Annotated in this window: 22 protein-coding genes; 12 read left to right on the top strand and 10 right to left on the bottom strand. The window is 65.0% G+C overall.

What is annotated here, in order from left to right:
- Positions 1-83 precede the first annotated feature (83 nt).
- Genes LCM4576_RS14775 through LCM4576_RS14790 form a run of 4 tightly spaced genes read left to right on the top strand, consistent with a single transcriptional unit; the run spans position 84 to position 3,476 of the window.
- On the top strand, positions 84-1,655 hold the full coding sequence (locus tag LCM4576_RS14775) for a cytochrome ubiquinol oxidase subunit I (protein WP_071032751.1): 1,572 nt from the start codon (positions 84-86) through the stop codon (positions 1,653-1,655).
- 14 nt (positions 1,656-1,669) lie between these two features.
- Complete coding sequence (cydB, locus tag LCM4576_RS14780) at positions 1,670-2,824, top strand: cytochrome d ubiquinol oxidase subunit II (protein WP_071032753.1); 1,155 nt, start codon at positions 1,670-1,672, stop codon at positions 2,822-2,824.
- 25 nt (positions 2,825-2,849) lie between these two features.
- Positions 2,850-2,981 carry a cytochrome bd-I oxidase subunit CydX gene (cydX, locus tag LCM4576_RS14785; RefSeq protein ID WP_071032755.1) on the top strand — a complete coding sequence of 44 codons (132 nt, stop codon included), beginning with the start codon at positions 2,850-2,852 and terminating at the stop codon, positions 2,979-2,981.
- Positions 2,982-3,005: 24 nt separating this feature from the next.
- Positions 3,006-3,476 (top strand): hemerythrin domain-containing protein, encoded by a 471-nt coding sequence (locus tag LCM4576_RS14790; protein WP_244510805.1) that lies wholly within the window; start codon positions 3,006-3,008, stop codon positions 3,474-3,476.
- 40 nt (positions 3,477-3,516) lie between these two features.
- Here LCM4576_RS14790 and LCM4576_RS14795 read toward each other — a convergent pair whose 3' ends face one another.
- Positions 3,517-4,242 carry a Crp/Fnr family transcriptional regulator gene (locus LCM4576_RS14795; protein WP_071032757.1) on the bottom strand — a complete coding sequence of 242 codons (726 nt, stop codon included), beginning with the start codon at positions 4,240-4,242 and terminating at the stop codon, positions 3,517-3,519.
- Between the two features lie 249 nt (positions 4,243-4,491).
- On the opposite strand from LCM4576_RS14795, the gene LCM4576_RS14800 reads away from it, so the two are divergent.
- The 7 genes from LCM4576_RS14800 (at position 4,492) to LCM4576_RS14825 (ending at position 13,659) form a co-directional block, all read left to right on the top strand.
- Positions 4,492-5,094, top strand: coding sequence for an ANTAR domain-containing response regulator (locus LCM4576_RS14800; protein ID WP_041004883.1), 603 nt, complete (start codon positions 4,492-4,494; stop codon positions 5,092-5,094).
- Between the two features lie 2 nt (positions 5,095-5,096).
- On the top strand, positions 5,097-6,326 hold the full coding sequence (locus LCM4576_RS14805; protein ID WP_071032759.1) for a CmpA/NrtA family ABC transporter substrate-binding protein: 1,230 nt from the start codon (positions 5,097-5,099) through the stop codon (positions 6,324-6,326).
- 321 nt (positions 6,327-6,647) lie between these two features.
- Positions 6,648-6,815 carry a hypothetical protein gene (locus LCM4576_RS36815; RefSeq protein ID WP_198540249.1) on the top strand — a complete coding sequence of 56 codons (168 nt, stop codon included), beginning with the start codon at positions 6,648-6,650 and terminating at the stop codon, positions 6,813-6,815.
- A gap of 52 nt (positions 6,816-6,867) precedes the next feature.
- A complete protein-coding gene (locus LCM4576_RS14810; RefSeq protein ID WP_071032761.1) occupies positions 6,868-8,169 on the top strand; it encodes a nitrate/nitrite transporter in 1,302 nt (433 codons plus the stop codon).
- A gap of 16 nt (positions 8,170-8,185) precedes the next feature.
- Positions 8,186-10,636, top strand: a complete 2,451-nt coding sequence (nirB, locus tag LCM4576_RS14815; RefSeq protein WP_071032763.1) for a nitrite reductase large subunit NirB — start codon at positions 8,186-8,188, stop codon at positions 10,634-10,636.
- A 20-nt stretch (positions 10,637-10,656) separates the two neighbouring features.
- On the top strand, positions 10,657-10,986 hold the full coding sequence (gene nirD, locus LCM4576_RS14820) for a nitrite reductase small subunit NirD (RefSeq protein WP_071032765.1): 330 nt from the start codon (positions 10,657-10,659) through the stop codon (positions 10,984-10,986).
- Positions 10,987-10,989: 3 nt separating this feature from the next.
- A complete protein-coding gene (locus LCM4576_RS14825) occupies positions 10,990-13,659 on the top strand; it encodes a nitrate reductase (RefSeq protein ID WP_071032766.1) in 2,670 nt (889 codons plus the stop codon).
- Between the two features lie 23 nt (positions 13,660-13,682).
- Here LCM4576_RS14825 and LCM4576_RS14830 read toward each other — a convergent pair whose 3' ends face one another.
- The 8 genes from LCM4576_RS14830 to LCM4576_RS14865 all read right to left on the bottom strand — a co-directional run bounded on the left by LCM4576_RS14830 (position 13,683) and on the right by LCM4576_RS14865 (position 22,622).
- Complete coding sequence (locus LCM4576_RS14830) at positions 13,683-14,669, bottom strand: ABC transporter permease (RefSeq protein WP_071032768.1); 987 nt, start codon at positions 14,667-14,669, stop codon at positions 13,683-13,685.
- A complete protein-coding gene (locus LCM4576_RS14835) occupies positions 14,666-15,652 on the bottom strand; it encodes an ABC transporter permease (protein ID WP_071032771.1) in 987 nt (328 codons plus the stop codon). The genes LCM4576_RS14830 and LCM4576_RS14835 overlap by 4 nt, the downstream gene beginning before the upstream one ends.
- Positions 15,649-17,193, bottom strand: coding sequence for a sugar ABC transporter ATP-binding protein (locus LCM4576_RS14840; RefSeq protein WP_071032773.1), 1,545 nt, complete (start codon positions 17,191-17,193; stop codon positions 15,649-15,651). The genes LCM4576_RS14835 and LCM4576_RS14840 overlap by 4 nt, the downstream gene beginning before the upstream one ends.
- Before the next feature lie 101 nt (positions 17,194-17,294).
- Complete coding sequence (locus LCM4576_RS14845) at positions 17,295-18,326, bottom strand: ABC transporter substrate-binding protein (protein WP_071032775.1); 1,032 nt, start codon at positions 18,324-18,326, stop codon at positions 17,295-17,297.
- 88 nt (positions 18,327-18,414) lie between these two features.
- Positions 18,415-19,326: a sugar phosphate isomerase/epimerase gene (locus LCM4576_RS14850; RefSeq protein WP_071032777.1), complete on the bottom strand. Its 912-nt coding sequence runs from the start codon at positions 19,324-19,326 to the stop codon at positions 18,415-18,417.
- Between the two features lie 19 nt (positions 19,327-19,345).
- On the bottom strand, positions 19,346-20,872 hold the full coding sequence (locus LCM4576_RS14855; RefSeq protein ID WP_244510806.1) for a mannitol dehydrogenase family protein: 1,527 nt from the start codon (positions 20,870-20,872) through the stop codon (positions 19,346-19,348).
- On the bottom strand, positions 20,869-21,651 hold the full coding sequence (locus tag LCM4576_RS14860) for an SDR family oxidoreductase (protein WP_041004872.1): 783 nt from the start codon (positions 21,649-21,651) through the stop codon (positions 20,869-20,871). Before LCM4576_RS14860 ends, LCM4576_RS14855 begins: the two co-directional genes overlap by 4 nt.
- Positions 21,652-21,722: 71 nt before the next feature.
- The gene (locus LCM4576_RS14865; protein WP_071032779.1) at positions 21,723-22,622 is read right to left on the bottom strand and encodes a MurR/RpiR family transcriptional regulator; all 900 of its coding nucleotides are present in this window, start codon (positions 22,620-22,622) and stop codon (positions 21,723-21,725) included.
- A 209-nt stretch (positions 22,623-22,831) separates the two neighbouring features.
- On the opposite strand from LCM4576_RS14865, the gene LCM4576_RS14870 reads away from it, so the two are divergent.
- Entirely contained in the window at positions 22,832-24,016 is a 1,185-nt protein-coding gene (locus tag LCM4576_RS14870) for a Gfo/Idh/MocA family protein (RefSeq protein ID WP_071032781.1), read from the top strand.
- A 23-nt stretch (positions 24,017-24,039) separates the two neighbouring features.
- Here the strand turns inward: LCM4576_RS14870 and LCM4576_RS36310 are convergent, their stop codons facing one another.
- A complete protein-coding gene (locus LCM4576_RS36310) occupies positions 24,040-24,903 on the bottom strand; it encodes a hypothetical protein (protein WP_131803251.1) in 864 nt (287 codons plus the stop codon).
- Between the last annotated feature and the right edge of the window lie 67 nt (positions 24,904-24,970).

The following is a 24,970-nucleotide window of genomic DNA, read 5'->3' on the forward strand; positions in this document are numbered from 1 at the left end:
CCGGAGAGACAAAACGAATTGATCCATGTCAACCCGAGTATATCCTTTCCGCGTTATGAGGCGCACCCAGAAAGGATGCTTCCATGGCCGACGTTCTCCTCGTAGATCTTTCCCGACTGCAATTCGCGCTGACGGCCCTCTATCATTTTCTGTTCGTCMCGCTGACGCTCGGCCTCTCCATCCTGATCGCCATGATGGAAACCGTCTATGTGATGACCCGCCGCACCATCTGGCGCGACATGACGAAGTTCTGGGGCGTGCTGTTCGGCATAAACTTCGCGCTGGGCGTCGCCACCGGCATCACCATGGAATTCCAGTTCGGCATGAACTGGGCCTACTACTCGCACTATGTCGGCGACGTGTTCGGGGCGCCTTTGGCCATTGAGGGGCTGATGGCCTTTTTCCTCGAAGCCACCTTCGTTGGCCTTTTCTTCTTCGGCTGGGATCGGCTCTCGCCGCGCGCGCATATGATCGTGACCTGGCTGATGGCGCTCGGCACCAACTTCTCCGCGCTCTGGATCCTGATCGCCAATGGCTGGATGCAGAATCCGGTCGGCTCCGCCTTCAACCCCGATACGATGCGCATGGAGGTCACCGACTTCATGGCTGTGATCTTCAATCCGGTGGCGCAGGCGAAATTCGTCCACACCGTTTCGGCCGGCTATGTCTGCGCCGCCACTTTCGTGCTTGGCGTATCGGCCTGGTATCTGCTCAGGGGGCGCCATGTCCAACTCGCCAAGCGCTCTTTCGTGATCGCCTCGGCCTTCGGCGTGGCATCGGCGCTGTCGGTGATCGTGCTCGGCGACGAGAGCGGTTACGCGCTGACCGACAACCAGAAAATGAAGCTCGCGGCCATCGAGGCCATGTGGGAGACGGAGCCGGCGCCGGCGTCGTTCACGGCGTTCGGCATCCCGAGCCAGAGCGATCGCGAGACGCATTTCGCCATCCGCATTCCATGGGTGATGGGCATCATCGGCACGCGCTCGATCGACAGGCCGATACCCGGCATCGACGAGCTCGTCGCCCATGCAGAAGCCCGCATCCGCAATGGCATCGTCGCCTATGACGCGCTGGAGAAGATCAAGGCCGACCGCAACGATACCGCCGCCCGCGCCGTGTTCGACGCCAGCTCCAAGGATCTCGGCTATGCGCTGCTGCTCAAGCGGTACCTGCCCGATCCGCGGCAGGCGAGCGAACAGCAGATCAAGGACGCCRCCTGGTCGACGGTGCCTTACGTGCCGCTGCTCTTCTTCGGCTTCCGCCTGATGGTGGCCTGYGGCTTTGCGCTGCTGGCGCTGTTCGCCGTCTCGCTGTGGCACACGACGCGCGAGACCGAGGCGCCACGCTGGCTGTTGCGCGCGGCGCTCATCGCCATGCCGCTGCCCTGGATCGCCATCGAGGTCGGCTGGTTCGTGGCCGAGTTCGGTCGCCAGCCCTGGATCATCGACGGCGTGCTGCCGACCTTTCTCGCCACGTCGGAACTTGGCGTGAGCGACCTGCTGCTCACCATCGCCGGTTTCACGCTCGTCTACGGCGTGCTCGCCGTCATCGAGGTCAGGCTGATGCTGGCCGCCATCCGCAAGGGGCCCGAGGTTGCGAAGGTCATCGACGATCTCGCCGCGAACGCCGACCCAGCGATGCAACCGGCAAAGTGACAGGGATCACGACGATGATCGAATTTCTCTTGAACTATGAAACGCTGCGCGTGACCTGGTGGATACTGCTCGGCGTGCTCCTGATCGGTTTCGCGGCGACCGACGGGTTCGACATGGGCGTCGGCACGCTGCTGCCCTTTGTCGCCAAGACGGACGCCGAGCGCCGCGTGGCGATCAACACAATTGGCCCAGTCTGGGAAGGCAACCAAGTATGGTTCATCCTTGGCGGCGGCGCCATCTTCGCGGCATGGCCGGCGCTCTATGCGATAAGCTTTTCCGGCTTCTATCTTGCCATGTTCCTTGTGCTTTTGGCGCTGATCATGCGCCCCGTGGCCTTCAAGTACCGCTCGAAGCGGCCGGATCAGGCGTGGCGCACGCGTTGGGATTGGGCGCTGTTCGTGGGCGGCGCGGTGCCGGCGTTGATCTTCGGCGTTGCCATCGGCAACACCTTGCAGGGCGTGCCGTTCCACTTCACGCCGGACTTGCGCCCGATCTATGAGGGCAGTCTCTTCGGTTTGCTCAACCCGCTGGCGCTCTATTGCGGCCTGGTGTCGCTTGCCATGCTGGTGACGCATGGCGCGRCCTGGCTGACCTTCAAGGCGGAAGGGATGGTCGCCAAGCGCGCCCGCGCCGTCGGCGCCCGTTCAGCCATCGTCACGGCAGTGCTCTTTGCCGGCGGCGGCGTGCTGGTCTGGTTTGGCCTGCTCGGCGGCTACCGGGTGACATCGCCGATCGTTTGGGACGGGCCGTCCAATCCGCTGATCAAGACCGTAGTGGCGGACGGCGGCGCCTGGCTGGCGAACTTCCATGCCCATCCCATGCTCTGGATCGTGCCCGCGCTCGGCGTCGCTGCGCCGCTGCTTGCGGCCGCCGGCTTCCGGGCGCGGCTGGAAGGCTGGACCTTCATTGCCTCGAATCTCGGCGTCGTGACGATCATCGCGACAGTGGGGCTGGCAATGTTCCCGATCCTGTTKCCGTCGAGCAGCAACCCCGGCCATTCGCTTGCGGTCTTCGACGCCTCATCGAGCCGCGCGACGCTGCGCAACATGCTGATCGCCACGGTGATCTTCATGCCGCTGATCCTTGCCTATACCGCCTGGGTCTACCGCGTGCTKTGGGGCAAGGTCGGCGAAAAGAGCGTCGAGAAGGCGGGCTCGTCGGCCTACTGATCGAACTGAATAGGAGAAACAAGCCATGTGGTATTTTTCCTGGATGCTCGGCCTCGGACTGGCCGCATCCGTCGGCATCCTCAACGCGCTCTGGTACGAGTTGCGCACCGTCCGCGAACAACCGGTCGAGGACACCGTCGCCTTGCCCACACCTTGAGCCGGGCGCGACGGAGGAGCGATCATGACGGGCGTCAAGCCGGAGGAGCCGCTGCACAGCCMGGCGGATATGAGGCGGGCTCATGTGCAGAAACTCGCGCTCTGCCACATGCTCGAAGGCATTGCCGACGATCTGCCGTCGCGCGTCGATCGGCTTCAGTGTCTCGCGGTGGCGGCCGACCTCCTGCCATTGCTGCGCGAGTGCCACCGCTTCGAGGAAGAGGTCGTCTTCCCCGCCTTTGTGCAGCAGACCGGCGAGGAAGACACCGTCGCGCGACTGAAGCTCGAGCATATGGAGGACGAAAGCGCGGCAGYGGATCTCGGCGAGGCGCTTCTAGCCTACAGCCATGGGCGGCTGATCGAGAATCCCGAGGCATTCGGCTACATGCTGCGCGCCTTTTTCGAATCGATGCGCCGCCACATCGCCTTCGAGCGCGAGCATGTGCTGCCTGAGATTGTCCGCGCTCACGGCAGCGGTTYCGGCAGGACTTCGTAGCGGCTGCCGTACCGGCTTGTCTTGGGCGGCCAGACGAGGATCAGTCTCCGGCCCGCGCCGCCAGACGCCCGATGTCGCCGACGATGACGTGGCGGTTGTTCTCGATACGGATCACGTTTTCGCCGCGCAGCCGCGTGATCTGCCGGCTTACCGTCTCAATGGTAAGGCCGAGAAAAGCGGCGATCTCGGCACGTGACAGCGGCAGCTCGAAAGTGGAGTCCCGACGCTCCGGTCCGGCTGCCGGATCGATGTTGCGCGCGATCATCAAAAGGAAGCTCGCGATCTTCTCGGCCGCGGTCTTGCGGCCGAGCGCCACCATCCAGTCGCGCGCCTGGTCGAGCTCGCGCAGCTTCTGCTCGAGCAGGCGATGCTCGAGATCCGGCTGCTCCTTCATCATGCGCTCCAGCGCCTGCCGCGGGAACGAGCACAGCTCGACCTCGGTGGCGGCCTCGACGGTGAGCGTGCTCTCGCTCTGGAAGGGCCTGCCGAGGAAATCGGGAGCGAATTGCAGGCCGACGATCTGCTGGCGGCCGTCGGAAAGCGTCTTGGTCAGCTTCGCGACGCCTGAAAGCACGTTGGAAAAGCGCTCGACGCTCGTGGAATCGCCCACCAGTTCCTTGCCGGCCTCGGCCTTCTGTCGCTTTGTCGATTTGGYAAGCGCCAGGAGCTGCTCGGCGTTGAGCGCGCCGCATATGCCGCGGTGCCGCGCCTCGCATGAAGCGCAGAGAACCGGTATGCCTGTCGTGTGAATATCTTCGCGCACGATGGAACAGGTATAGTGTTCCCGCCGTCCGCCAGCAACGCGCCCCGGGGGCGCGATAGCGTCGCAGCCCGCGCTGGCCCGACGAAGCTGCCTTTCTTGGCTGTGCTCGACCGGTGCCGAGCGTCATGATCGGCGGATGGACACGGACTGCGCCGACGCTTGATCCAAGGCGCGAAAATGCAAGCGTGGGGCTGGATCCATCTTCCATCGACTGCGGATTGCACAATTCCGGGCCGCCTGCACAATAGAGGCATGCTGGCCGGTTCGTTGACCATCCTTGTTATCGACGAGAACCGCATCCGCGCCTCGATTATCGAGGCCGGATTGCGGGATGCCGGCCATCGTCACGTCACCGTGGTCCATGACGTGGCAGGCATAGCCAAGCGCATCGCCGCGCTGGAGCCGGACGTCATCGTCATCGATCTCGAAAATCCGAACCGCGACATGCTGGAGAACATGTTCCAGCTTTCGCGCGCGGTGAAACGGCCGATCGCCATGTTTGTCGACCGCTCCGACCGGGCCTCGATCGAGGCGGCCGTCGATGCCGGGGTGTCCGCCTATGTGGTCGACGGGCTTAAGAAGGAGCGCATCAAGCCGATCCTGGACATGGCGATCAGCCGCTTCAACGCTTTCTCGCGCATGGCGCGCGAATTGGAGGAGGCGCGCAGCGAACTCGAGAACCGCAAGGTCGTCGATCGGGCCAAGGGCATCTTGATGAAGTCGCGGGGCTTAAGCGAAGAGGCGGCCTACGCGCTCCTGCGCAAGACCGCCATGAACCAGAACCGCAAGATCGCCGAGATCGCCCAGAGCCTGGTGACGGCGGCAGGGCTGCTGGGCCCGCTGGAGGGCGAATGAGCATGACGGTCGCGCATCAGATCACCGCCGGCTTCATRCCGCTCTTCGATAGCGGCGTCCTGGTCGCCGCCGCCGAGATGGGCTTTGCCGCGCATGAGGGCATCGATCTCAAGCTGCAGCGCGAGACCTCTTGGGCGAATATCCGCGACCGCATCGCCATCGGCCATTTCGATGTCGCGCATATGCTCGGCCCGATGCCGCTTGCCTGCAGCCTTGGCCTCACGCCGCTTGCGTCGGAAACCATCGTGCCCTTCTCGCTCGGGCTCGGCGGCAACTGCGTCACCGTATCCAACACGGTGTGGCAAGGCATGGCGGCGCAAGGGGCTGCGCCCGACCTCGACCCGGCGCGCGCCGGCGCTGCGCTCGGCGCGCTGATCCGCGAGCGGGCGGCCGCCGGCCGCCGCGAACCTCTGCGTTTCGCCGTCGTGCACCCCCATTCCGGGCACAATTACGAGCTGCGCTATTGGCTCGCCGCCTGCGGCATCGATCCCGACCGCGACATCGAGATCGTCATCGTGCCGCCGCCGTTCATGGCCGATGCGCTCTCCGCCGGCCRCATCGATGGCTATTGCGTCGGCGAGCCCTGGAACAGCGCCGCCGTCGCAGCCGGCACCGGCCACATCGTCACCGTCAAGGCGCTTTTGTGGCGCAACAGCCCGGAAAAGGTCATCGGCGCGCGCAGAGCGTGGGCCGAGCAGAACCCGGAGGCGCTGGCGGCGCTCTTGAGGGCGTTGCATCATTCGGCGCGCTGGTGCCAGGATCCGGCGAACCGCGGCGAGCAGGCCGCGCTGATGGCGAGGTCCGCTTTCCTCGGGCAGCCGGAGGCGATCCAGATGCCGGCGCTCACCGGACGCCTTCAGCTCGGCGGYGGCGCGGAGCGGAGCGTGGAGGATTTCTTCCTGCCCTTCGACAAGGCGGCGAACTTTCCCTGGAAGAGCCACGCGCTCTGGTTCTACACGCAGATGGTGCGCTGGGGACAGTTGCCGCACACGCCGCAAAATCTCGCCATCGCGCGCGACTGCTACCGGCCCGACCTTTATCGCTCGGCGCTGAAGCCCCTCGGCGTGGCGTTGCCCGGCGCCAATGCCAAGGTCGAAGGGGCGCTGAAGGTCGCGACACCGGTCGGCTCGGCGGGGGCAAGCCTCGTRCTCGGCCCGGACGGATTTTTCGACGGCCAGACCTTCGATCCGGACCGGATCGATGCCTACATCGCCGGCCAGAAACGCGTCTGATCATTTGCGCGTCAATCTTGTGCATTGCACAAAATTTATGCGGCATGWCTAAGCCATTGATCAATGTTTGACCGGCTTGCCGCTCGGCGYGGTCGAAGGTCAAAATTCCTACAACATTGATTTTCCTTGAATTTCTCTCTCTGCGTGAAACTGGCACGCTTCGTGCTTTGACATAATCAAGCCCGTTCGCGGGCAATGGAACAGGCGTCCAATGGTGGGCGCCACAGGCAAAGCTGCCGCTCAGGTCATCACGCGATCCCGGATGTACGGACGCGAGAGGGCCTGGACGGCAGCTTTTTTCGTTTTGGACCGGAGACCACGATGACCAGACGGATCGGACCCTCGCTCAAGGATTTCACCCGCCGCGATGTCGTGGCGAGCAGCGCGCTGACGGCGGCGCTGTTCGTCGCAGCGTTGCTGCTGTTCCCAGCCAATCACGAAACCGAGGACAAGGGTGCGCAAGTGACCGCGCAAGTCCCGTTGCGCTGATCATAATCGACACAACACGCGGTGCCTCCGACGCCGCAAACCGGAGCCAGTCATGACCGCCAATCTCCCAGCCGCGCAAAGCCAGGACAGCAGCTCCCGGCAGGCGCTTGTCATATCCACCATCGCCTTCACCGTCTGCTTCGCGGTGTGGACGATCTTTTCCATCATCGGCGTGCGCATCAAGCAGGAGCTTGGGCTGAACGAGACCGAGTTCGGCCTCCTCGTCGGCACGCCGATCCTCACCGGCTCGCTCGTGCGCACCGTGCTCGGCGTCTGGACCGACCGTTATGGCGGGCGGCTGGTCTACACCATGACCATGCTCGCGGCGGCGGTCGCGACCTTCCTGCTCGCTTTCGCGCATAGCTACGAGCAGATGCTGCTTGCCGCGCTCGGCGTCGGGCTTGCCGGCGGCTCCTTCGCCGTCGGCGTCGCCTATGTCTCACGCTTCTTCCCCGCTGGAAAACAGGGCACGGCGCTCGGCATCTTCGGCGTCGGCAATGTCGGCGCCGCGGTCACCAAGTTCCTGGCGCCGCTCGTGCTGCTTGCCTGGGGCTGGCAGTCGGTGGCGCTGATCTGGGCGGCGGCTTTGGTCGTCATGGCCATCGTCTTCTGGTTCACGACCGACGACGATCCGGTCATCCGCGAGCGCCGCGCCGGCAAAGCAGCACCCGCGAGGAGCTTCTGGCAGGAATTCGCGCCGCTGAAGAACCTCCAGGTCTGGCGCTTTGCTTTCTACTATTTCTTCGCCTTCGGCGCGTTCGTGGCGCTGTCGCTCTGGCTGCCGCGCTACCTGATCGGGGTCTATGGCTTCGGCATCGCCACCGCAGGCATGATCGGCGCCGCCTATTCGATTCCCGCCAGCATCTTCCGCGCCTATGGCGGCGTGTTGTCCGACCGCATCGGCGCCCGCACCGTGCTCTACTGGACCTTCAGCGTCTCTGCCGTCGCGACGCTTGTTCTGTCGCTCCCCTCGGCAGACTATGTCGTGCGCGGCATCAGCGGGCCGATCCCCTTCCATGTCGAGATCGGCCCGCTCGCCTTCATCGCCGTCGCCTCAGTGCTCGGCTTCTTCATGAGCCTCGGCAAGGCCGCCGTCTACAAGCACATCCCCGTCTATTATCCGCAGAACGTCGGCGCGGTCGGCGGCGTCGTCGGCATGATAGGCGGCCTTGGCGGCTTCATCCTGCCGATCGCCTTCGGCGCGCTGAACGACCTCACCGGGGTCTGGTCGAGCTGTTTCATGCTGCTGTTCCTGATCGTCGTCTCCTGCCTCGTCTGGATGCACGTCACCATCCGCCGGATGGAGCGCGCGGCCGAGGTCGAGAGCCCGTCCCTATCCTACGCCGCCGAATAGATCGGAGCAGACCGACATGAGCGAGAAACTCGTTATCATCGGCAACGGCATGGCGCCGGGCAGGATGCTGGAGCACCTGCTGGAAGYAGCGCCCGACCGCTACGTCGTTACCATCTTCAACGCCGAGCCGCGCGTGAACTACGACCGCATCATGCTGTCGCCGGTGCTGTCGGGCGAGAAGGCGTTCGAGGAAATCGTCATCCATGGCGACGGCTGGTACATCAAGCACGGCATCACCCTCTACAAGGGCCATCGGATCGTCGCCATCGACCGGGACGCCAAGACCGTCACCTCGGACCATGGCGTGACCGAGAGCTACGACCGGCTGGTCATCGCCACCGGCTCAGTGCCCTTCATCATTCCGGTGCCCGGCAAGGACTTGCCCGGCGTGCTCACCTACCGCGACCTCGACGACGTCAACGCCATGCTGCTTGCRGCGCAGTCGCGCGCCAAGGCGGTCGTCATCGGCGGCGGCCTGCTCGGCCTCGAAGCCGCGGCAGGGCTCAAGGAACGCGGCATGGACGTCACCGTGCTGCACGTCATGCCGACGCTGATGGAGCGCCAGCTCGACCCGGCCGCCGGCTACCTGCTGCAGAAGGCCGTCGAGGCGCGCGGCATCAAGGTCATGACCAAGGCCAACACCAAGGCGATTGTCGGCAACGGCAAGGTCGAAGGCGTCGAGCTGATGGACGGCACGATCATCCCGGCGACGCTGGTGGTGATGGCGGTCGGCATCCGCCCGAGCACCGCGCTTGCCAAGGAGGCCGGGCTCGAGGTCAATCGCGGCATCGTCGTCGACGACCGCATGCGGACATCCGATCCGGCAATCATGGCGCTCGGCGAATGCGCCGAGGTCGGCGGTCATGTCTACGGTCTGGTCGCCCCGCTCTACGAGATGGCGCGGGTCGCGGCGGCCGGGCTCGCGGATGGCGAGGACAGGCGCTTCGTTCACTCCGACACGCCGACCAAGCTCAAGGTCACCGGCATCGACCTCTATTCGCTGGGCGACTTCGCCGATGGCGAGGACCGCGAGGAGATCATCCTGCGCRACGCATCGGCYGGCATCTACAAGCGCGTCGTGCTGCAGGACAACCGCATCATCGGCACGGTGCTGTTCGGCGAGACGGCCGACGGCGCCTGGTTCAACGACCTCAAGAAGAAGGCGACCGACATTTCCGAGATGCGCGACACGCTGATCTTCGGCCAGGCGTTCCAGGGAGGCGCTTCCTCGGACCCTTTGGCGGCCGTTGCGGCACTGGCGGATGATGCGGAAATCTGYGGCTGCAACGGCGTCTGCAAGGGCAAGATCACCGGCGCCATTACGGCCAAGGGGCTGACCGGCCTCGACGATGTGCGCGCGCATACGAAGGCTTCGGCCTCCTGCGGCTCGTGCACCGGTCTGGTCGAACAGCTGCTAAAGCTCACGTTGGGCGATGCCTATAATCCGGCGGCAGTGCAGCCGATATGCGGCTGCACGAGCCTTGGCCATGACGACGTGCGGCGCCTGATCAAGGCGAAGGGCCTGAAGACGATCCCCGCCATCATGCAGGAGCTCGAATGGAAGACCTCCTGCGGCTGCGCAAAATGCCGGCCGGCGCTCAACTATTATCTCGTCTGCGACTGGCCCGACCAATATGCCGACGACTATCAGTCGCGCTTCATCAATGAGCGCGTGCACGCCAACATCCAGAAGGACGGCACCTATTCGGTCGTGCCGCGCATGTGGGGCGGCGTGACCAGCGCCGGCGAATTGCGCGCCATCGCCGACGTGGTCGACAAGTTCGAGATCCCGATGGTCAAGGTGACCGGCGGCCAGCGCATCGACATGCTGGGCATCCGCAAGGAGGATCTTCCGGCGGTGTGGGCCGATCTCGGCAAGGCCGGCTTCGTCTCCGGCCATGCCTATGCCAAGGGCCTGYGCACGGTGAAGACCTGCGTCGGCTCCGACTGGTGCCGTTTCGGCACGCAGGATTCGACGGGGCTCGGYATCCGCATCGAGAAGTTCATGTGGGGTTCCTGGACGCCGGCCAAGGTGAAGATGGCGGTGTCGGGATGCCCGCGCAATTGCGCCGAAGCGACCTGCAAGGATGTCGGCGTGGTGTGTGTCGACTCCGGCTACGAGATCCACTTCGCCGGCGCGGCCGGCCTCGACATCAGGGGCACCGAAGTGCTTGGCCTGGCGAAGACCGAGGACGAGGCGCTGGAGGTGATCGTGGCGCTCRTCCAGATGTATCGCGAGCAGGCCCGCTATCTCGAGCGCATCTACAAATGGGCCAAGCGCATCGGCACCGCCGAGATCAAGAAGCAGATCCTGAACGACACCGAAAAGCGCCGCGCCTATTTCGAGCGCTTCGTCTTCAGCCAGAAATTCGCGCAGGTCGATCCGTGGTCGGAGCGGGTCTCCGGCAAGGACAAGCATGAGTTCCGCCCGATGGCCTCCGTCGGGTTCGCGGAGGCGGCGGAGTGAGTCGACAGGAAAGAGACGGCATGAACTGGATCGCCATCGGCTCCATCATTGACATCCCGCCGCGCGGCGCGCGTTGCGTGGCCACTCCGCAAGGCAAGATCGCCGTCTTCCGCACTGCGGACGACCAGGTCTATGCCATAGACGATCATTGCCCGCACAAGGGCGGGCCACTGAGCCAAGGCATCGTCCACGGCGCGGCGGTGACCTGCCCGTTGCACAATTGGGTGATCTCGCTGGAGACGGGCAAAGCGCTCGGCGCCGACGAAGGCGCGGTCACGACGCTTCCCGTCAAGGTCGAGGGAGACCGGCTGTTCATCGCGCTCGAAGCGCTGGTCTCGAAAGCGGCCTGAGGCATGGCAGAAGCACGCAAGGTGAGGACCACCTGCCCCTATTGCGGGGTGGGATGCGGCGTGCTGGCCGAGATCGCCGCGGACGGCAAGGCGACCGTCCGCGGCGATCCCGAGCATCCGGCCAATTTCGGCCGGCTCTGCTCGAAGGGGTCCGCCCTCGGCGAGACGCTCGGCCTCGAAGGCCGTCTGCTTCAGCCGGAGGTGCTCGGCAAGCCGGCGAGCTGGGACGAAGCGTCCGACCGCGTGGCCTCAAAATTCTCGCAGGCGATTGCCGAGCATGGGCCGGACGCGGTCGCGTTCTACGTCTCCGGCCAGTTGCTCACCGAGGACTATTACGTCGCCAACAAGCTGATGAAGGGTTTTATCGGCTCGGCCAATATCGACACCAATTCGCGGCTCTGCATGGCATCGTCCGTCGCAGGCCACCGCCGCGCCTTTGGCGAGGACATCGTCCCCGGCGTCTATGAGGATTTCGAGTGCGCCGATCTCATCGTGCTCACCGGCTCCAACACTGCATGGTGCCATCCCGTGCTCTACCAGCGCATGCTAGCGGCGCGCAGGAAGCGTGGGACGAAGATCGTCGTCATCGATCCGCGCCRCACCGCGACTGCCGACGAATGCGACCTGCATCTGGCGCTCGACCCCGGCACGGACGTGCTTATGTTCAACGGGCTGCTCGCATATCTCGTCCAGGCCGAGAAGATCGATACCGGATTTATCCGCGAGCATACGTCGGGTTTCGACGCCGCAGCCGGGCTGGCCGGCGCCGATGCACCGACGATCGCGCGTGTCGCGAAAGGTTGTGGGCTGGCGGCCGCCGATGTCCGGGCCTTCTACGATCTCTTCGCCGGCACCGAGCGGACCGTCACGGTCTACAGCCAGGGCGTCAACCAGTCGGCGCATGGAACCGACAAGGTCAACGCCATCATCAACTGCCATCTCGCCACCGGCCGCATCGGCAAGCCCGGCATGGGGCCGTTCTCGGTCACCGGCCAGCCGAACGCCATGGGCGGCCGCGAGGTCGGCGGTCTGGCCAACCAGCTTGCCGCGCATATGGACTTTGCGGATGAGGCCAACATCGACCGTGTCTCGCGCTTCTGGAACGCGCCCAACATCGCGCGGCGCGGCGGCCTGAAGGCTGTCGACATGTTCCAGGCGGTCGCCGACGGCCGCATCAAGGCGCTGTGGGTGATGGGCACCAATCCCGCCGTCTCGATGCCGGATGCGTCGCGCGTGCGCGCGGCGCTAGCCAAATGCGAGTTCGTGGTGGTCTCGGACGTGACCCGCACCGACACCACGCGCTATGCCGACGTGCTGCTGCCGGCTGCCGCCTGGGGCGAAAAGGATGGCACGGTCACCAATTCGGAACGGCGGCTCTCGCGCCAGCGGCCGTTCCTGCCGCCGCCGGGCGCGGCGAGGGCCGACTGGCGCATCGTCTGCGAGGTCGCGGCCCGCATGGGCTTTGGTGATGCCTTCGCCTACCAGACGCCGGCCGAGATTTTTCGCGAGCATGCGGCGCTTTCCGCCTTCGAGAACGGGGGCGGGCGCCTGTTCGGTATCGGCGGCATGGCTGACTTCAGCGATGAAGACTATTCCGCCTTCGCGCCGCGTCATTGGCCCGTGTTGGAGCGAGGYGAGCAGCAGACACGATTGTTCGGCGATGGCCGCTTCCCGACGCCCGATGGCCGCGCGCGTTTCGTGCCGGTGCGGCAGGAGGCAACGGCTTTCGCGGTCGACGCGGACTACCCGCTTGCCCTCAACACCGGCCGGCTGCGCGATCAGTGGCACACCATGACGCGCACCGGCAACGTGCCGCGTTTGATGGCGAATGCGCCGGAACCGGCGGTCGAGCTCCATCCGGCGGATGCGGCCGCGCACCGTCTCAAGGATGGCGATCTCGCCCATCTGTCGACCCRCTTCGGCTTCGTCCGCGCCAGGGTGCGCGTGACGGAGGCGCAGCGGCGTGGCCAGGCCTTCATGCCCATGCATTGGAGCGGCCAGTTCGCGGCTAGGGCCGCAGCGGGCCTTTTGTCCTCACCCGTCACCGATCCGCATTCCGGCCAGCCGGAGCTCAAGCATGTCCCGGCCAGGATCGTGCGCGAAAACACCGGATGGACCGGCGTCCTCATCACGCGCCGCGATCTGAGGCCAACGGGCTTCGTCCACTGGAGCCGGCATGCGGTCGACGGCGGCTGGGTCTACGAGCTGACCGGAACCGAGCCGCCGGACCAGGGCATCCTCCTGGCGCGCAAGCTGCTTGGCGTGCAGCGACGGGATCAGCTCCTGGAGTACACCGATCGGCGCGGCCTTGCTTATCGCGCCGCGGCGATCGACGATGGCGGCGTCATGGCGGAAGCCTTGCTTGCCGCCGCTCCGGACCAATTGCCGGCGCGGGATTGGCTGGTGTCGTTGCTTGCCACGCGCCAGCCGCTGTCCACGGCCGATCGTCACGCGCTTCTGTCGGGACGCTCGCCGGTGCCCATGCCTGCCATCGGCCGCGTCGTGTGCGCGTGCTTCCATGTTGGCGCCAACCAGCTCGCTTCCGCGATCGCCGCCGGATGCGACAGTCTGGAAGCGATCGGTGCGAAGCTGCGCGCCGGCACCAATTGCGGCTCATGCCGGTCGGAGATCAAGGCGATGATCGATGCCCGCCCGATGCAGGCGGCGGAGTGAACCGTTCCTGTCACTGCCGATTTTCAGCGGTCCTCGACGATCCGCAGATACGCCGCCGTCACGAATAGCACGATGAAGCCGAACAAGATGCGGCGGCCGCCTTCCGGCATCTGCAGGATGGTGAGCAGCGTCGTCAGCACGGTCAGGATCAGCGCGCCGATGATGGTGCCCGTGTAGCCGCCGCGACCGCCGAAGATCGAKGTGCCGCCGATGACGGCGGCGGCCACCGAAGGCAGCACCAGCGGTTCGGCGAGCGAGAGCGATGGCGCCTTGATCAGGCCGATATAGAGCAGGCCGGTGATGCCGGCGAGCAGGCTGGAAAGCACGTAGAGCGCCGTGATCACCTGCCAATAGCGCACGCCTGACAGGCGTGCGGCGCGCTCATTGTCGCCGACGGCATAGAGCAGACGCCCGAAGCCGGTGCGGTTCAGCATGAAGACGATCAGCACGGCCACCGGCACGAACAGGAGAAGCGCGTTGGGGAAGCCGTAGGTGACGCCGGTGCCCAGCCAGTTGAGGAAATCGGGGATCTTGGCGCCGGACGCGATCACGGTGCGCTGGTAGACCTGCAGGAAGCCGGTGCCGATCAGGCTGGTGCCGAGCGTCATGATCAGCGGATGGACACGGAACACGCCGACGCCGATGCCGTTGACGAAGCCGATCAGCACGGCGGGCAGCATGGCGAGCAGAAACGCCACCGCCGGGTCCTGGTTGACGATCTGGGTGGCCATGATGAAGGCGCTCATCGTCGCCACCGTGCCGACGGAAAGGTCGATGCCGCCGGTCAGCATGGTCATGGTCTGGCAGCCGGCGAGGATCGCCAGCGGAATGGCGAACTTCGCCGTGTTGGCGAGCCAGCGCTCGTTGACGATCCCCGGGCGCAGCACCTGCAGGATCACCACGAGGATGATCAAAAGGATGATCAGCGGAATGAGCGGCCGGTCCGCCATGAAGCGCTTCAGGCGCCGGCCGAACGAGACAGGCTGGGGCATGGTCGCGATGTCGGTCATGGCGTTGCTCCCGCCGGGCGGCTGCGCATGGTGATGAAGGCGCCGAACATCACGACCGCGACCATGATCAAGCCCTCTATGATGGCGGTGACATTCGGATCGATGGCCAAGAGCGTCAGGTCGGTGCGCACCAGCCTCAGCACGAAGACGGCGATGATCGGCCCGAGCAGGCCGCCCTTGCCGCCGCCGAGGGCGACGCCGCCCAGCACCACCGCGGCGACGCTGGCGAGCAGGTAAGGCCCGGGGATGGGCGCGCCGATGCCGGTGCTGATGGTGAGCGACAGGCCGCCGAGCGCGGCGAACAGGCCGGACAGCGCATAGGCGACGATCCTGGTGCGCGCCACCGGCACGCCGCTGCGGAAGGCGGCAAGCTCGTTGCTGCCGATGGCGTATATGGAAAGGCCAAGGCGCGAGCGCCTGAGCGGAATCCAGACGATGCAGAGGCAGACGAGGAGCAGCACCAGCGCCTTCGGCACCCAGGCGTCGGCCCAATCGGGAAGGCCGGGGATCGGTACGGTGCCGACGACGCTTGCCTTCAGCCATTCGGCGGCGCCGCCGCCGGGCGCTTCAAGCACGARCAGCGCCGCGCCCTGCAGCACGAACAGCATGGCCAAAGTGACGACGATGTCGGGCACACGGGTGACAACGATGAGGATGCCGTTCAGCGCGCCGAGCGCCAGCCCCATCGCCAGCACGAAGGGCACGACGAAGAGCGCATATTCCTCGCTGGCGCCGTTCATCATCGAGGCTGCGGTGACGCTGGTGAGCGCCATCATGGCGGCGACCGAAAGGTCGATGCCGCCGGCGATGACGACGACCGTCTGGGCCGCGACGGCGAAAGCGTAAGGCAGAACCGCCCGCGCGAGCGAGCCGAAATCGCCGCTGCCATAGCCCGGCTGGATCAGCTTGGTGACGACGAAGAGGAAGATCAGCAGGGCGAAGAGGCCTGCCACCCAGCCCTGGTTGCGGAGAAAGCGGCTCATGACGCGGCCTCCGCATTGGAACCGGGTTTGACCTCGGCAAGGATGCCGACATCGGCATTGGCGCCGCGCGGCAGGCCGTAGGCGGCCCGCATCAAGGCCGGCTCGTCGGCCTCTTCGACCGGGAAAGTATCGACGACGCGGCCGCCGAAGATGACGATGACGCGGTCGCAGACACGCTGCACCTCTTCCATCTCGGATGTGTAGAACAGCACCGACTTGCCCTGGCCGGCGAGCTCGCGCAGCAGCTTGTAGATCTCCTGCTTGGTGCCGACATCGATGCCGCGCGTCGGGTCGAAGCAAAGGATGGTGCGGGYGTTGGCCGCGATCCAGCGGGCGATGGTCACCTTCTGCTGGTTGCCGCCGGAAAGGCGCTGCACCTCGCCCTGCGCACGGGTGTCGATCTGCAACCTGCCGATGGCGCCGGAAACCACCACCTGCTCGCGGCGCATGCGGATCGGCCCCCATTTGCGCAGCGCGGCGCTGAAGGGCAGGGCGATGTTCTCACGCACCGAACGCTGCATGGCCAAAGCCTCGGTGCGGTCGCCCGGCACATAGGCGATGCCAGCCTGGATGGCGTCGCTCGGATGCGAGAATTTCACCGGCGCGCCGTCGACGTCGATGCTGCCGCCGGTCGGGCGGATCGAGCCGGCAAGAGCGGCGAAGAGCTCGTCCTGGCCCTGGCCCTCGAGCGCAAAGACGCCGGCTACCTCGCCATTGGCGAGATCGAAGGAGACGTCGTTGAGCTTGGTGCCGAGCTGCAGGTTGCGGACCGACAGGCGCGGGCGGCCACCACCGGCAATCGCTACATCGTTTGCCGCGCGCGCGGCAACGCGTGTCTTCTCGATGCGGGTGCCGAGCATCATCTCGACTATTCTTTCCTCGATGCCCGGCTCGATGTCGACGACACCGACCGTGGAGCCGTCGCGCAGCACGGTGGCGCGGTCGCAGAGCGCGGAGATCTCGACGAAACGGTGCGAGATGAAAATGACCGAGCGGCCGGCGTCGCCCTGGCGGCGCACGACTTCCAGGACCTTCTCGGCGAGGTTCGCCGGCAGCGCCGCGGTCATCTCGTCGAGCAGAAGCACGTCGGGCTCCACGGCAAGCGCTCGGGCAAGGTCGAGCACGCGCAGGATGGCCAGCGGGATATGGCGGGCGGTCTCGCGAATATCGAGGTCGGGAATGCCGAGCTCGCGCACCCAGGCCCGGAAGGGCTCGACCGGCGTGCCGGTCAGCCGCAGGTTGGACAGGACATCGAGGTCGGGGATCAGCGAAGGTTCCTGGTAGACCGGCAGCAGGCCGGCGCGGCGGGCGGCGGCCGGCGAGCGGACATCGAGCTGCTTGCCGCGGATCAGGATGCGCCCGGCATCGGCCTTGATCGCGCCAGTCAGGATCTTCACCAGCGTCGACTTGCCGGCGCCGTTGGCGCCCATCAGCGCATGGACTTCGCCCGGCAGCACCGAGAGCGAGGCGTTGCGCAGCGCAGCAACGGCGCCGTAGTTCTTGGCCACGCCGGTGGCGTCGAGGAGAGGGTTGGCGGTCAAGGCGTTCTCGATTTAAAGGCTCAAATTATGCGTGCCAAATCAAATGGCAAGGACGCCAGACCTTGGTCCGGCGTCCTTACGCTTGCGTTCGGATCAGGCGCTTACTCGCCCGGGCCCTTGCAGGCGACGATCTGATCCTTGGTGTAGGTCGTCCAGTCKGGAATAGAGATCGACACCGGCCATTCGGGGCTGAGCGAGGGGTCGACGACGCGCTTCAGCTTGGCCTTGCCTTCGTCGGTGGCGTTTTCCCAGAGCTGCGGCTCGACCAGAACGGTCTGCTGCGCCGGCTTCTTGCCGTCGAGGATCTGCAGCGCCAGGGTCACGCCGGCGCCGCCGATCGAACCGGGATTGGTGACGGCAGCGCCCACCAGGCCCTTGACCGAGCTCAACTGGCCGACGAAGCCGGCATTGTCGGCGCCGACCACASGCACCATCGGCGCCTGCTGYTCGACCAGCGCGTCGACGATGACGTTGTCGATGCCCGAGGTCCRGATGCCGTTGATCGGCGTGCCGGTGGCGAGGAAGGACAGGATCTGCTGCTTGGCCTGGTCCTGCTGCCAGCCGGTGAATACTTCCTGCGCGACCTTCACGTCAGGGAATTCGGCCAGCGCCTTCTTGAAGCCTTTGTCGCGATCAGAGTCGGCCGAAGCGCCGGCGGCGCCRCGCATGTAGAACACCTCGCCCTTGCCGCCCATCTGCTGGAACAGCCACTTGGCGCCGAGATAGGCGTATTGTTCCTGGTTGTTGGAAATGATGTAGGCGGACGGTTCCGTCACCGCCTGGTCGACGGCGACGACGACGATGCCGGCCTTGGTGGCTTCTTCCAGGCCAGCCTTGATGCCGGCCGGATCGGCCGGGTTGACGACGATGGCGTCGACCTTGGCGCTGATCAGGTTGCGGATGTCCTCGAGCTGGCCGGCGGCGTCGGTGTTGCGGTGGGCGATGTTGAGCTTCGCCACCTCGCCGGAAGCGAGCGCCTGCGCCTTCATCGCGCAGATCATTTCCTCGCGCCAGCCATTGCCCTGCACGGTGTTGGAAATGCCGATCGTGTACTTGCCGGCGGCGGCCGAGACGCCCACCGTGGCAAGCAGGGCGGCGCCGGCAAGCAGCGAGGCGGTCAGATATCTTTTCATGTCAGTATTCCTCCACATTGATCTTTTCAGTTCAGTTCGATTTTCAGTTTAGTTCCTGGGCGCCGAAGCGATCGGAGCCAAGCTTTCGTCATTTGATGAAARGGCGCAGCACGTCGCGGGCAAGCAGGAAGCCGCGCTTCACCTTTTCATCCGTCCCCTCGAAGCGCCGGTCCTCATGCTCGATGATGACGGGCCCGTCGTAACCGGCCCGGTAGAGGCCCGAAAAAATCCTGCTCCACTCGATGTCCCCAAGCCCCKGCATGCGTGGCACCTGCCAGCCTATGCCAGCGGAAAGGATTCCGCGCTCGTACAAACCATCATGATCAATCATCAGGTCCTTGGCATGCACATGCAGCATGTTTGCGCCGAACTCGCGGATGAAGCGCTCCTTGTCGATCATCTGCCAGACGAGATGCGAGGGGTCGAAGTTCATGCCGACATCGCCGCCCCAGGCTTCGAGGATGCGGCGCCAGACGTAAGGCGAGTAGGCGATGTTGTGCCCGCCTGGCCACTCGTCATAGCTGAAGATCATCGGGCAGTTCTCGAAGGCGAGCTTCACGCCATGCTCCCGGGCATGGGCGATGATCGCCGGCCAGATTTTTTTCGCGTCTTCCCAATTGGCGTCGACATTTTTCGAGGCGTCGCCGCCGCAGAAGGTGTTGACCAGCGAGACCCCCATGCGGCTCGCCAGCACGATCACCTTCTTCAGGTGATCGATCACAGCCTCGCGATGCGCCTGGTCGGGATGGAGCGGATTGGGATAAAAGCCGAGGCCGGAGACGGCCAGGCCCTTGCCGGCAAGCTCGGCGGCGATGTCCTTCGCCTGCGCGGCAGGGATATCGACGTCGATATGGCTGGTGCCGGCATAGCGGCGGCTGGCRCCGGAAGTCTTCGGCCAGCAGGCGATTTCCAGCGCCTCGAAGCCGGCCGAGCGCGCCCAGTCGGCAACCTCGCCGAGCGGCGTATCCGGAAACGGTGCTGTTAGCAGTCCAAGTTTCATGATGCCTCCCAATAGCTAACTATGCAGATCGAGCCGGCTGCTTCAACCGCGCATCTGTTGGYCCAGTACAGACTTGTCTGACAAAGCCCGTCGGATCATTCGAGAGCAGGCCGTCGAGGTCGGCGACGACATGCGCGCGGAATGTTGCGTTCGCGGCCAGTTGCGGATCGAAGATGGCGTCGATCGCAAGGATCGAATCGACAAGCGCGTTGCTGTTCGAGCCGATGCGATCGGCAATGGCTGCGATCTTGTCGGCAAACGGATCRGACACCTGCCAGGCGCGGCCGAAGCGGGCAGAAGCCTTGATCAGATAGGCCATCCAGCCGGCGACCGGCACCGAGAGAAGCGCGATGCTCCCGCCTTTCGCCAGACGATCGCGGATAGGGTTGAGCAGGCGTTGCACGATTTTCTGCGAGCCGTCGGTGGCGATCTGGTGGTTGCGATGGCGGATCGCGGTGTTAGTGAGGCGCGACAGGCTCTGCTCGACATAGGCAGCGGGCGAGATGCCGGGCACCGGCATCAGCGTCGGCAGCGTCTCCTCAGTCAGCATGCGCCGGACGAAGCTTGCCAGAAGCGGGTCAGCGATCGTTTCGAAGGTGTGCTCGAAGCCGCCCAGAACGCCGAGATAGCTGAGCGTCGTCTGGGCGCCGTTCAGCACGCGCATCTTGAGGTGCTCGAACGGCGTGACGTCGTCGACGAAGGTTGCGCCGACAAGGTCCCAGCGCGGCACGCGTCCGGCGAAGCGGTTCTCGATCACCCATTGGCGGAAGCGTTCGCCGACGACAACGGCGTTGTCGCGGTAGCCGAAACGCTGCTCAACCGTATCGATATCGGCCTCGGTCGTCGCCGGCGCGATGCGGTCGACCATGGCCGAGGGGAAGGCGACATTGGCCTCGATCCAGTCCGCCAGCCGCCTGCCGCGCCGCTCCGCGAATGTCCGCACGACATTGCCGAGGATGATGCCGTTGGTCGGGATGTTGTCGCAGGAGAGCAGCGTCACCGGCCGGCCATGCGAGGCCATGCGCCGTTCCAGCGCCCGTGCCAGGATTCCGGGCACGCTGCGCGGCGCCTCGGGATTGGTGRGGTCGTGGACGATATCGGGGTGGTCGAGGTCGAGCGCGCCGCTCGAGGGGATGTGGCAATAACCTTTTTCGGTCACCGTCATGGTGACGACTTCGATGTCGGGCGAGGCGAGCGCCTCCAGCGCCGGCTCGRCACTGTCCTGGCTGTCGACGACGCGCGCGATGCTGCCGATGACGCGCGCTTCCACCTCATCGTTCTGACGGATCAACCGTGTGTAAAGGCCACCTTGGCGCCCCAGCGTGTCGGCCAGCAAAGGCGGGCGTATGTTGATGCCGACCAGCCCCCAGCGGCCGAAATCCTTCGCCAGGAGATCGTCGGTGTATTCGGCCTGGTGGCAACGGTGGAAGGCGCCGACGCCGATATGGGCGATTCCCGGCTTGAGTGCCGCGCGATCGTAAGCCGGTCTGCGGACTTCGGACGRCAAGCGATCGAGCAGGGCAGGGCTGAGGGTCTCGGCGCTCACCGGTTGGCTCCGATCACCCATTGCTCCTGGTCGACCAGCGCGCCGGTCATCGGGCCGGCCGCGTCGGAAAGCAGGAAGACGGCGAGGTTGGCGATGTCGGTCACGGAGAACAGGCGGCCGAAGGGTTGCGTCGCATTGGCCGCGTCGAGCCAGCCCGGACCCTGGCCGAGCGTCTCGGCCTGCATGACGCGTTCGGCCGGCGTGTCGGTCCAGCCGACATTGATGCCGTTGACGCGGATGCGGTCGAAGCGGTGGGCATTGGCGGCGTTCTTGGTCAGCGTCGCCAGCGCGCCCTTGGTGGCGGAATAGACGGCCAGCTCCGGCGAGCCGCAATGCGCGTTGATCGACAGGATGTTGACGATCGAGCCGCCCTGACCGTGTTTCCTCATATCGGCGATCGTCGCCTGCATCAGGAAGAACGGCGCGCGGGCGTTGACGGCAAACAGCGACGACCAGTCGTCGAGCGTTGCATCGGCGAAGGAAGCGCGGTCGGTCAGGCCGGCGGCGTTGACCAGGCCGTCGATGCGGCCGAAGCGGTCGATGCAGGCTTGCGCCAGCTGCGCCGGAGCTTCGGGATCGCCGAGATCGGCAGCAGCGAAGGCGGCAGGAGTGCCCATGGCCGCAAGCTCGGCGGCCACCGCGTCGCCGCGCTTCTGGTCTCGCCCAGTGATCAGCAATCCGGCAGCGCCGGAACGCGCGGCAATCTCGGCGATCGCCCGGCCGATGCCTTGCGTCGCGCCGGTGACCAGCACCACCTTGCCGTCGAGACGAACCTCCATTCCTCCTCCCGGAATAAAGTTTCCATTTTTTCAAATATGGAACGATAGTTCTCTTTAGTCAACCACRCCGGTCAGCCTGTCCGGCGCGCGACGACGCCGTGGACCAAGGCCATGCCGACGGCAAGCGAGGCGGCGAGCGAGCGGAAACCGCCGAAGTCCTGCTCGACCACTTCCAGCCAGGTGTCGGAGAGCTTTGCCAGCGGCGAGAAGGTGCTGTCGGTGATGGTGAGGATGCGCGCCTTGCGCTCATGCGCGACGGCGACGAGGTCGGGCGTGATCGAATTGTAGGGACTGAAAGAGACGGCGAGCACCGCGTCGCGCGGCGTGATGCAGCCGACCTGGTCGAGCGCGGTCGAGCCGACATTGTCGACCAGCACGTTGCGTACGCCTTGCTGCGAGAGCGTCAGCGACAGATAGGTGGTGACGGGGAAGGCACGCTTGCTGCCGATGACATAGATCAGTTCCGCCGCCGCCAGGTGATCGATCATCGTCTCGAAAGCGGCGCTATCGAAATCATTGCCGATGCGGCCGAGCGAGGCCTGGCAGGCGCCGACCATGCCGTTGAGGAAATGCAGGTTTGCATTCGGCTCCGCGGGCTTTTCCTGGCTGCCTTGCGTATCCGGCCAGGAGCCCTTCATGCGGTCCTTGAAGAGGAGCTGGAAATCGGAAAAGCCCGAATAGCCGAAGATCTGCGCGAAGCGCACCAGGGTCGAGGGCTGCACGCYGGCCTGGTCCGCCACCTGCGCGATCGTRCCAAGCGCCACATCGCTCGGATGCTGCCAGAGGAAGATCGCCACCTGGCGAAGCCGTTTCGGGAAATGCACGGTTCCCGACGCAAGCACCGCCCGCAGCTCTTCATAGGTTTGCGGCTTTGTATAGCCAAGTGCTGCCAGTGCTCGACTCCGCTTTCTCGCCGCCGTCTCCAGGCTATGCGTGGACGGCTCGTCGGCCGCCTTGCCGCGGCCGCTCATAGGATATGCCTCATCGTGACCCCAACCATCGGATGCGTCATCCGATCCCTGCCCTCCGGATGCGGTCCATCGCCTGGACCGAGGGTAAAAAGCTAACGCGGCACAATCGTTTTACAAAACGAAAAATAGAAATATCATTCGAAAACAACCGCCGCCGGTCATGTATCCGCACCGGCCGGCATGTCGAACCTGGGAGAATAATCGCAATCATGGTCTATGCAACCGCCGATGGTACGTCGCGTCAACGTCTCCGGGTCGGCATGGTCGGAGGTGGCCGCAATGCCTTCATCGGCGCCGTGCATCGCCTCGCCATGCGGCTCGACGACCAGATCGCGCTGGTCGCGGGCGCATTGTCCTCGGATCCGGAGAACGCCGCGGCCTCCGCCGCGGAGATCGGCATCGCGCCCGAGCGCAGCTATGCCGATTACCGCGCCATGGCGAAGGCCGAAGCAGCGCGGGCCGATGGCATCGAGGCGGTGGTCATCGTCACGCCCAACCACCTGCACGCGCCGATCGCGACCGCCTTCCTCGAGGCCGGCATCGACGTCATCTGCGACAAGCCGCTGTCGACGACGCTTGAGGAGGCTGAAGCGCTGGTGGCGCTGACGCGAGCGAAGCAGCGCCGTTTCGTCGTCACGCTCAACAACACCGGCTACGCCATGGTCCGCCAGGCGCGCGAAATGGTGGCGGCGGGCGAGCTCGGCCGCATCGTGTCGGTGCACGGCGCCTATATCCAGGACTGGCTGACCAAGCCGATCGACGCCGAGGGCCAGAAGCAGGCGGAATGGCGCACCGATCCGGCGCGCGCCGGCCAATCGGCGGTGCTCGCCGATATCGGCGTGCATGCTTTCAACCTCGCAAGCTTCGTCTCYGGTTTCGAGGCGGAGGCGGTCTCGGCAGACCTCTTCACCGCCGTGCCCGRGCGGCGGCTCGACGACAACGCGCATGTGCTCGTGCGCTGGGCAGGCGGCGCACGCGGCACGATTCTCGCCAGCCAGACCTCGCCCGGCCATTACAACGATCTCTCGGTGCGCATCTATGGCGAGAAGGCCGGGCTCGAATGGTCAGGATCACGGCCCGAGGAACTGCGCTTCTCGCCCTATGGCGAGGAAACGCGCACGCTGGTGCGCGGCGGCCATGGCTCGACCGCGGAAGCGCGGCGCGTCTCGCGCATGCCGGCCGCCCACCCGGAAGGCTATATCGAGGCCTTCGCCAATTTCTACCGTGACGCCGCCGATATCATCCGCGCGCATCGCGCGGGCGGCGCGGTCGATGCTGGCCGGGCGGCACAGGTGCYCGACGTGGTCGACGGCGCGCGCGGCGTGAAGTTCGTCGCCRCCGCGGTAGAGTCGAATGCGGCGGCCGGAGCTTGGACGCCGGCGCGGTTTGGGTGAAGGAGCGAGATCGAGATAAGCTGTTATCCATCAGAAACAGTGTCAACGTGCGTCGCGATCGCTGCTTTCAGCGTGCCAAACATTTGTTGCTCATGTCCTTCCCACTCCAAAGTTGGGGGTGCAAGAGGAATGACGAAGGCCTCAGGCTGTTCGATCGGCGAAAAGACATATCCCGTTCGTGCTTGGAGGAGGCAAACACCAACAACAGGTACATCATCAGCGTCGCTGGGTACCACGCTTAGTTGAAAATGTCCGTCCCCAGTATAGACTTGCTCGATGGGCTGATGAGTTTCCTGTCCAGCTTTCAATGGTGGGAACTTGTAAGTGTAAATTCCAGTTTGCCCAAGATATCGATGCCCTGAGGAAGCGGCACTAACGCAGATAGGAATGCCCCCAATGTGGAGTCCAAGATCGGATCGGTTCGTCATCAATCGATCTATAAATCGGGAACGTAGATCACTTTTGGCAAGCGATTGACTGTCATGTGTCACCCTTGCCCTGTCGATGTCTTCTCGGAACGGATCGTCATGYCGTAGCGTGCAGACATCGGCAACCTCAAGTGATACGCCGCGACGTAGACGCAGTAACGATATCTCGGGGGTATGGGCTGCAACCAAGAAGTCTACAGTGCCGTCGCTAGAATATTGTTTCAGGACCTCGACTGCAGGGACCAAGCCGTCATGTTGGAGCTCCTTCCTAGCTTCCCTCAACGCTACGCCTGCGGGATCAGCGTTGCCGGCGAAGGCGACTGACACACGAGGGCCGATAGTGACTATTTTAAGTCTTCCTGGAATAATATTTGGCCCGGTGCTGTTAGCGTCGGTTACCTTTGTATCCGCCATAAGGAGTATTTCTTCGTCTCGACGAAGCGCTATTACGATGGTCATTAATGTCTCTTTTTCGTGTGTGCGCGTTTATAGCGCGCAACACGCGGGGCTTGGAATGGGTTTGGAT

The sequence above is a fragment of the Mesorhizobium sp. LCM 4576 genome, from assembly GCF_001854815.1.
In the GTDB taxonomy this organism is placed as follows: Bacteria; Pseudomonadota; Alphaproteobacteria; order Rhizobiales; family Rhizobiaceae; genus Mesorhizobium; species Mesorhizobium plurifarium.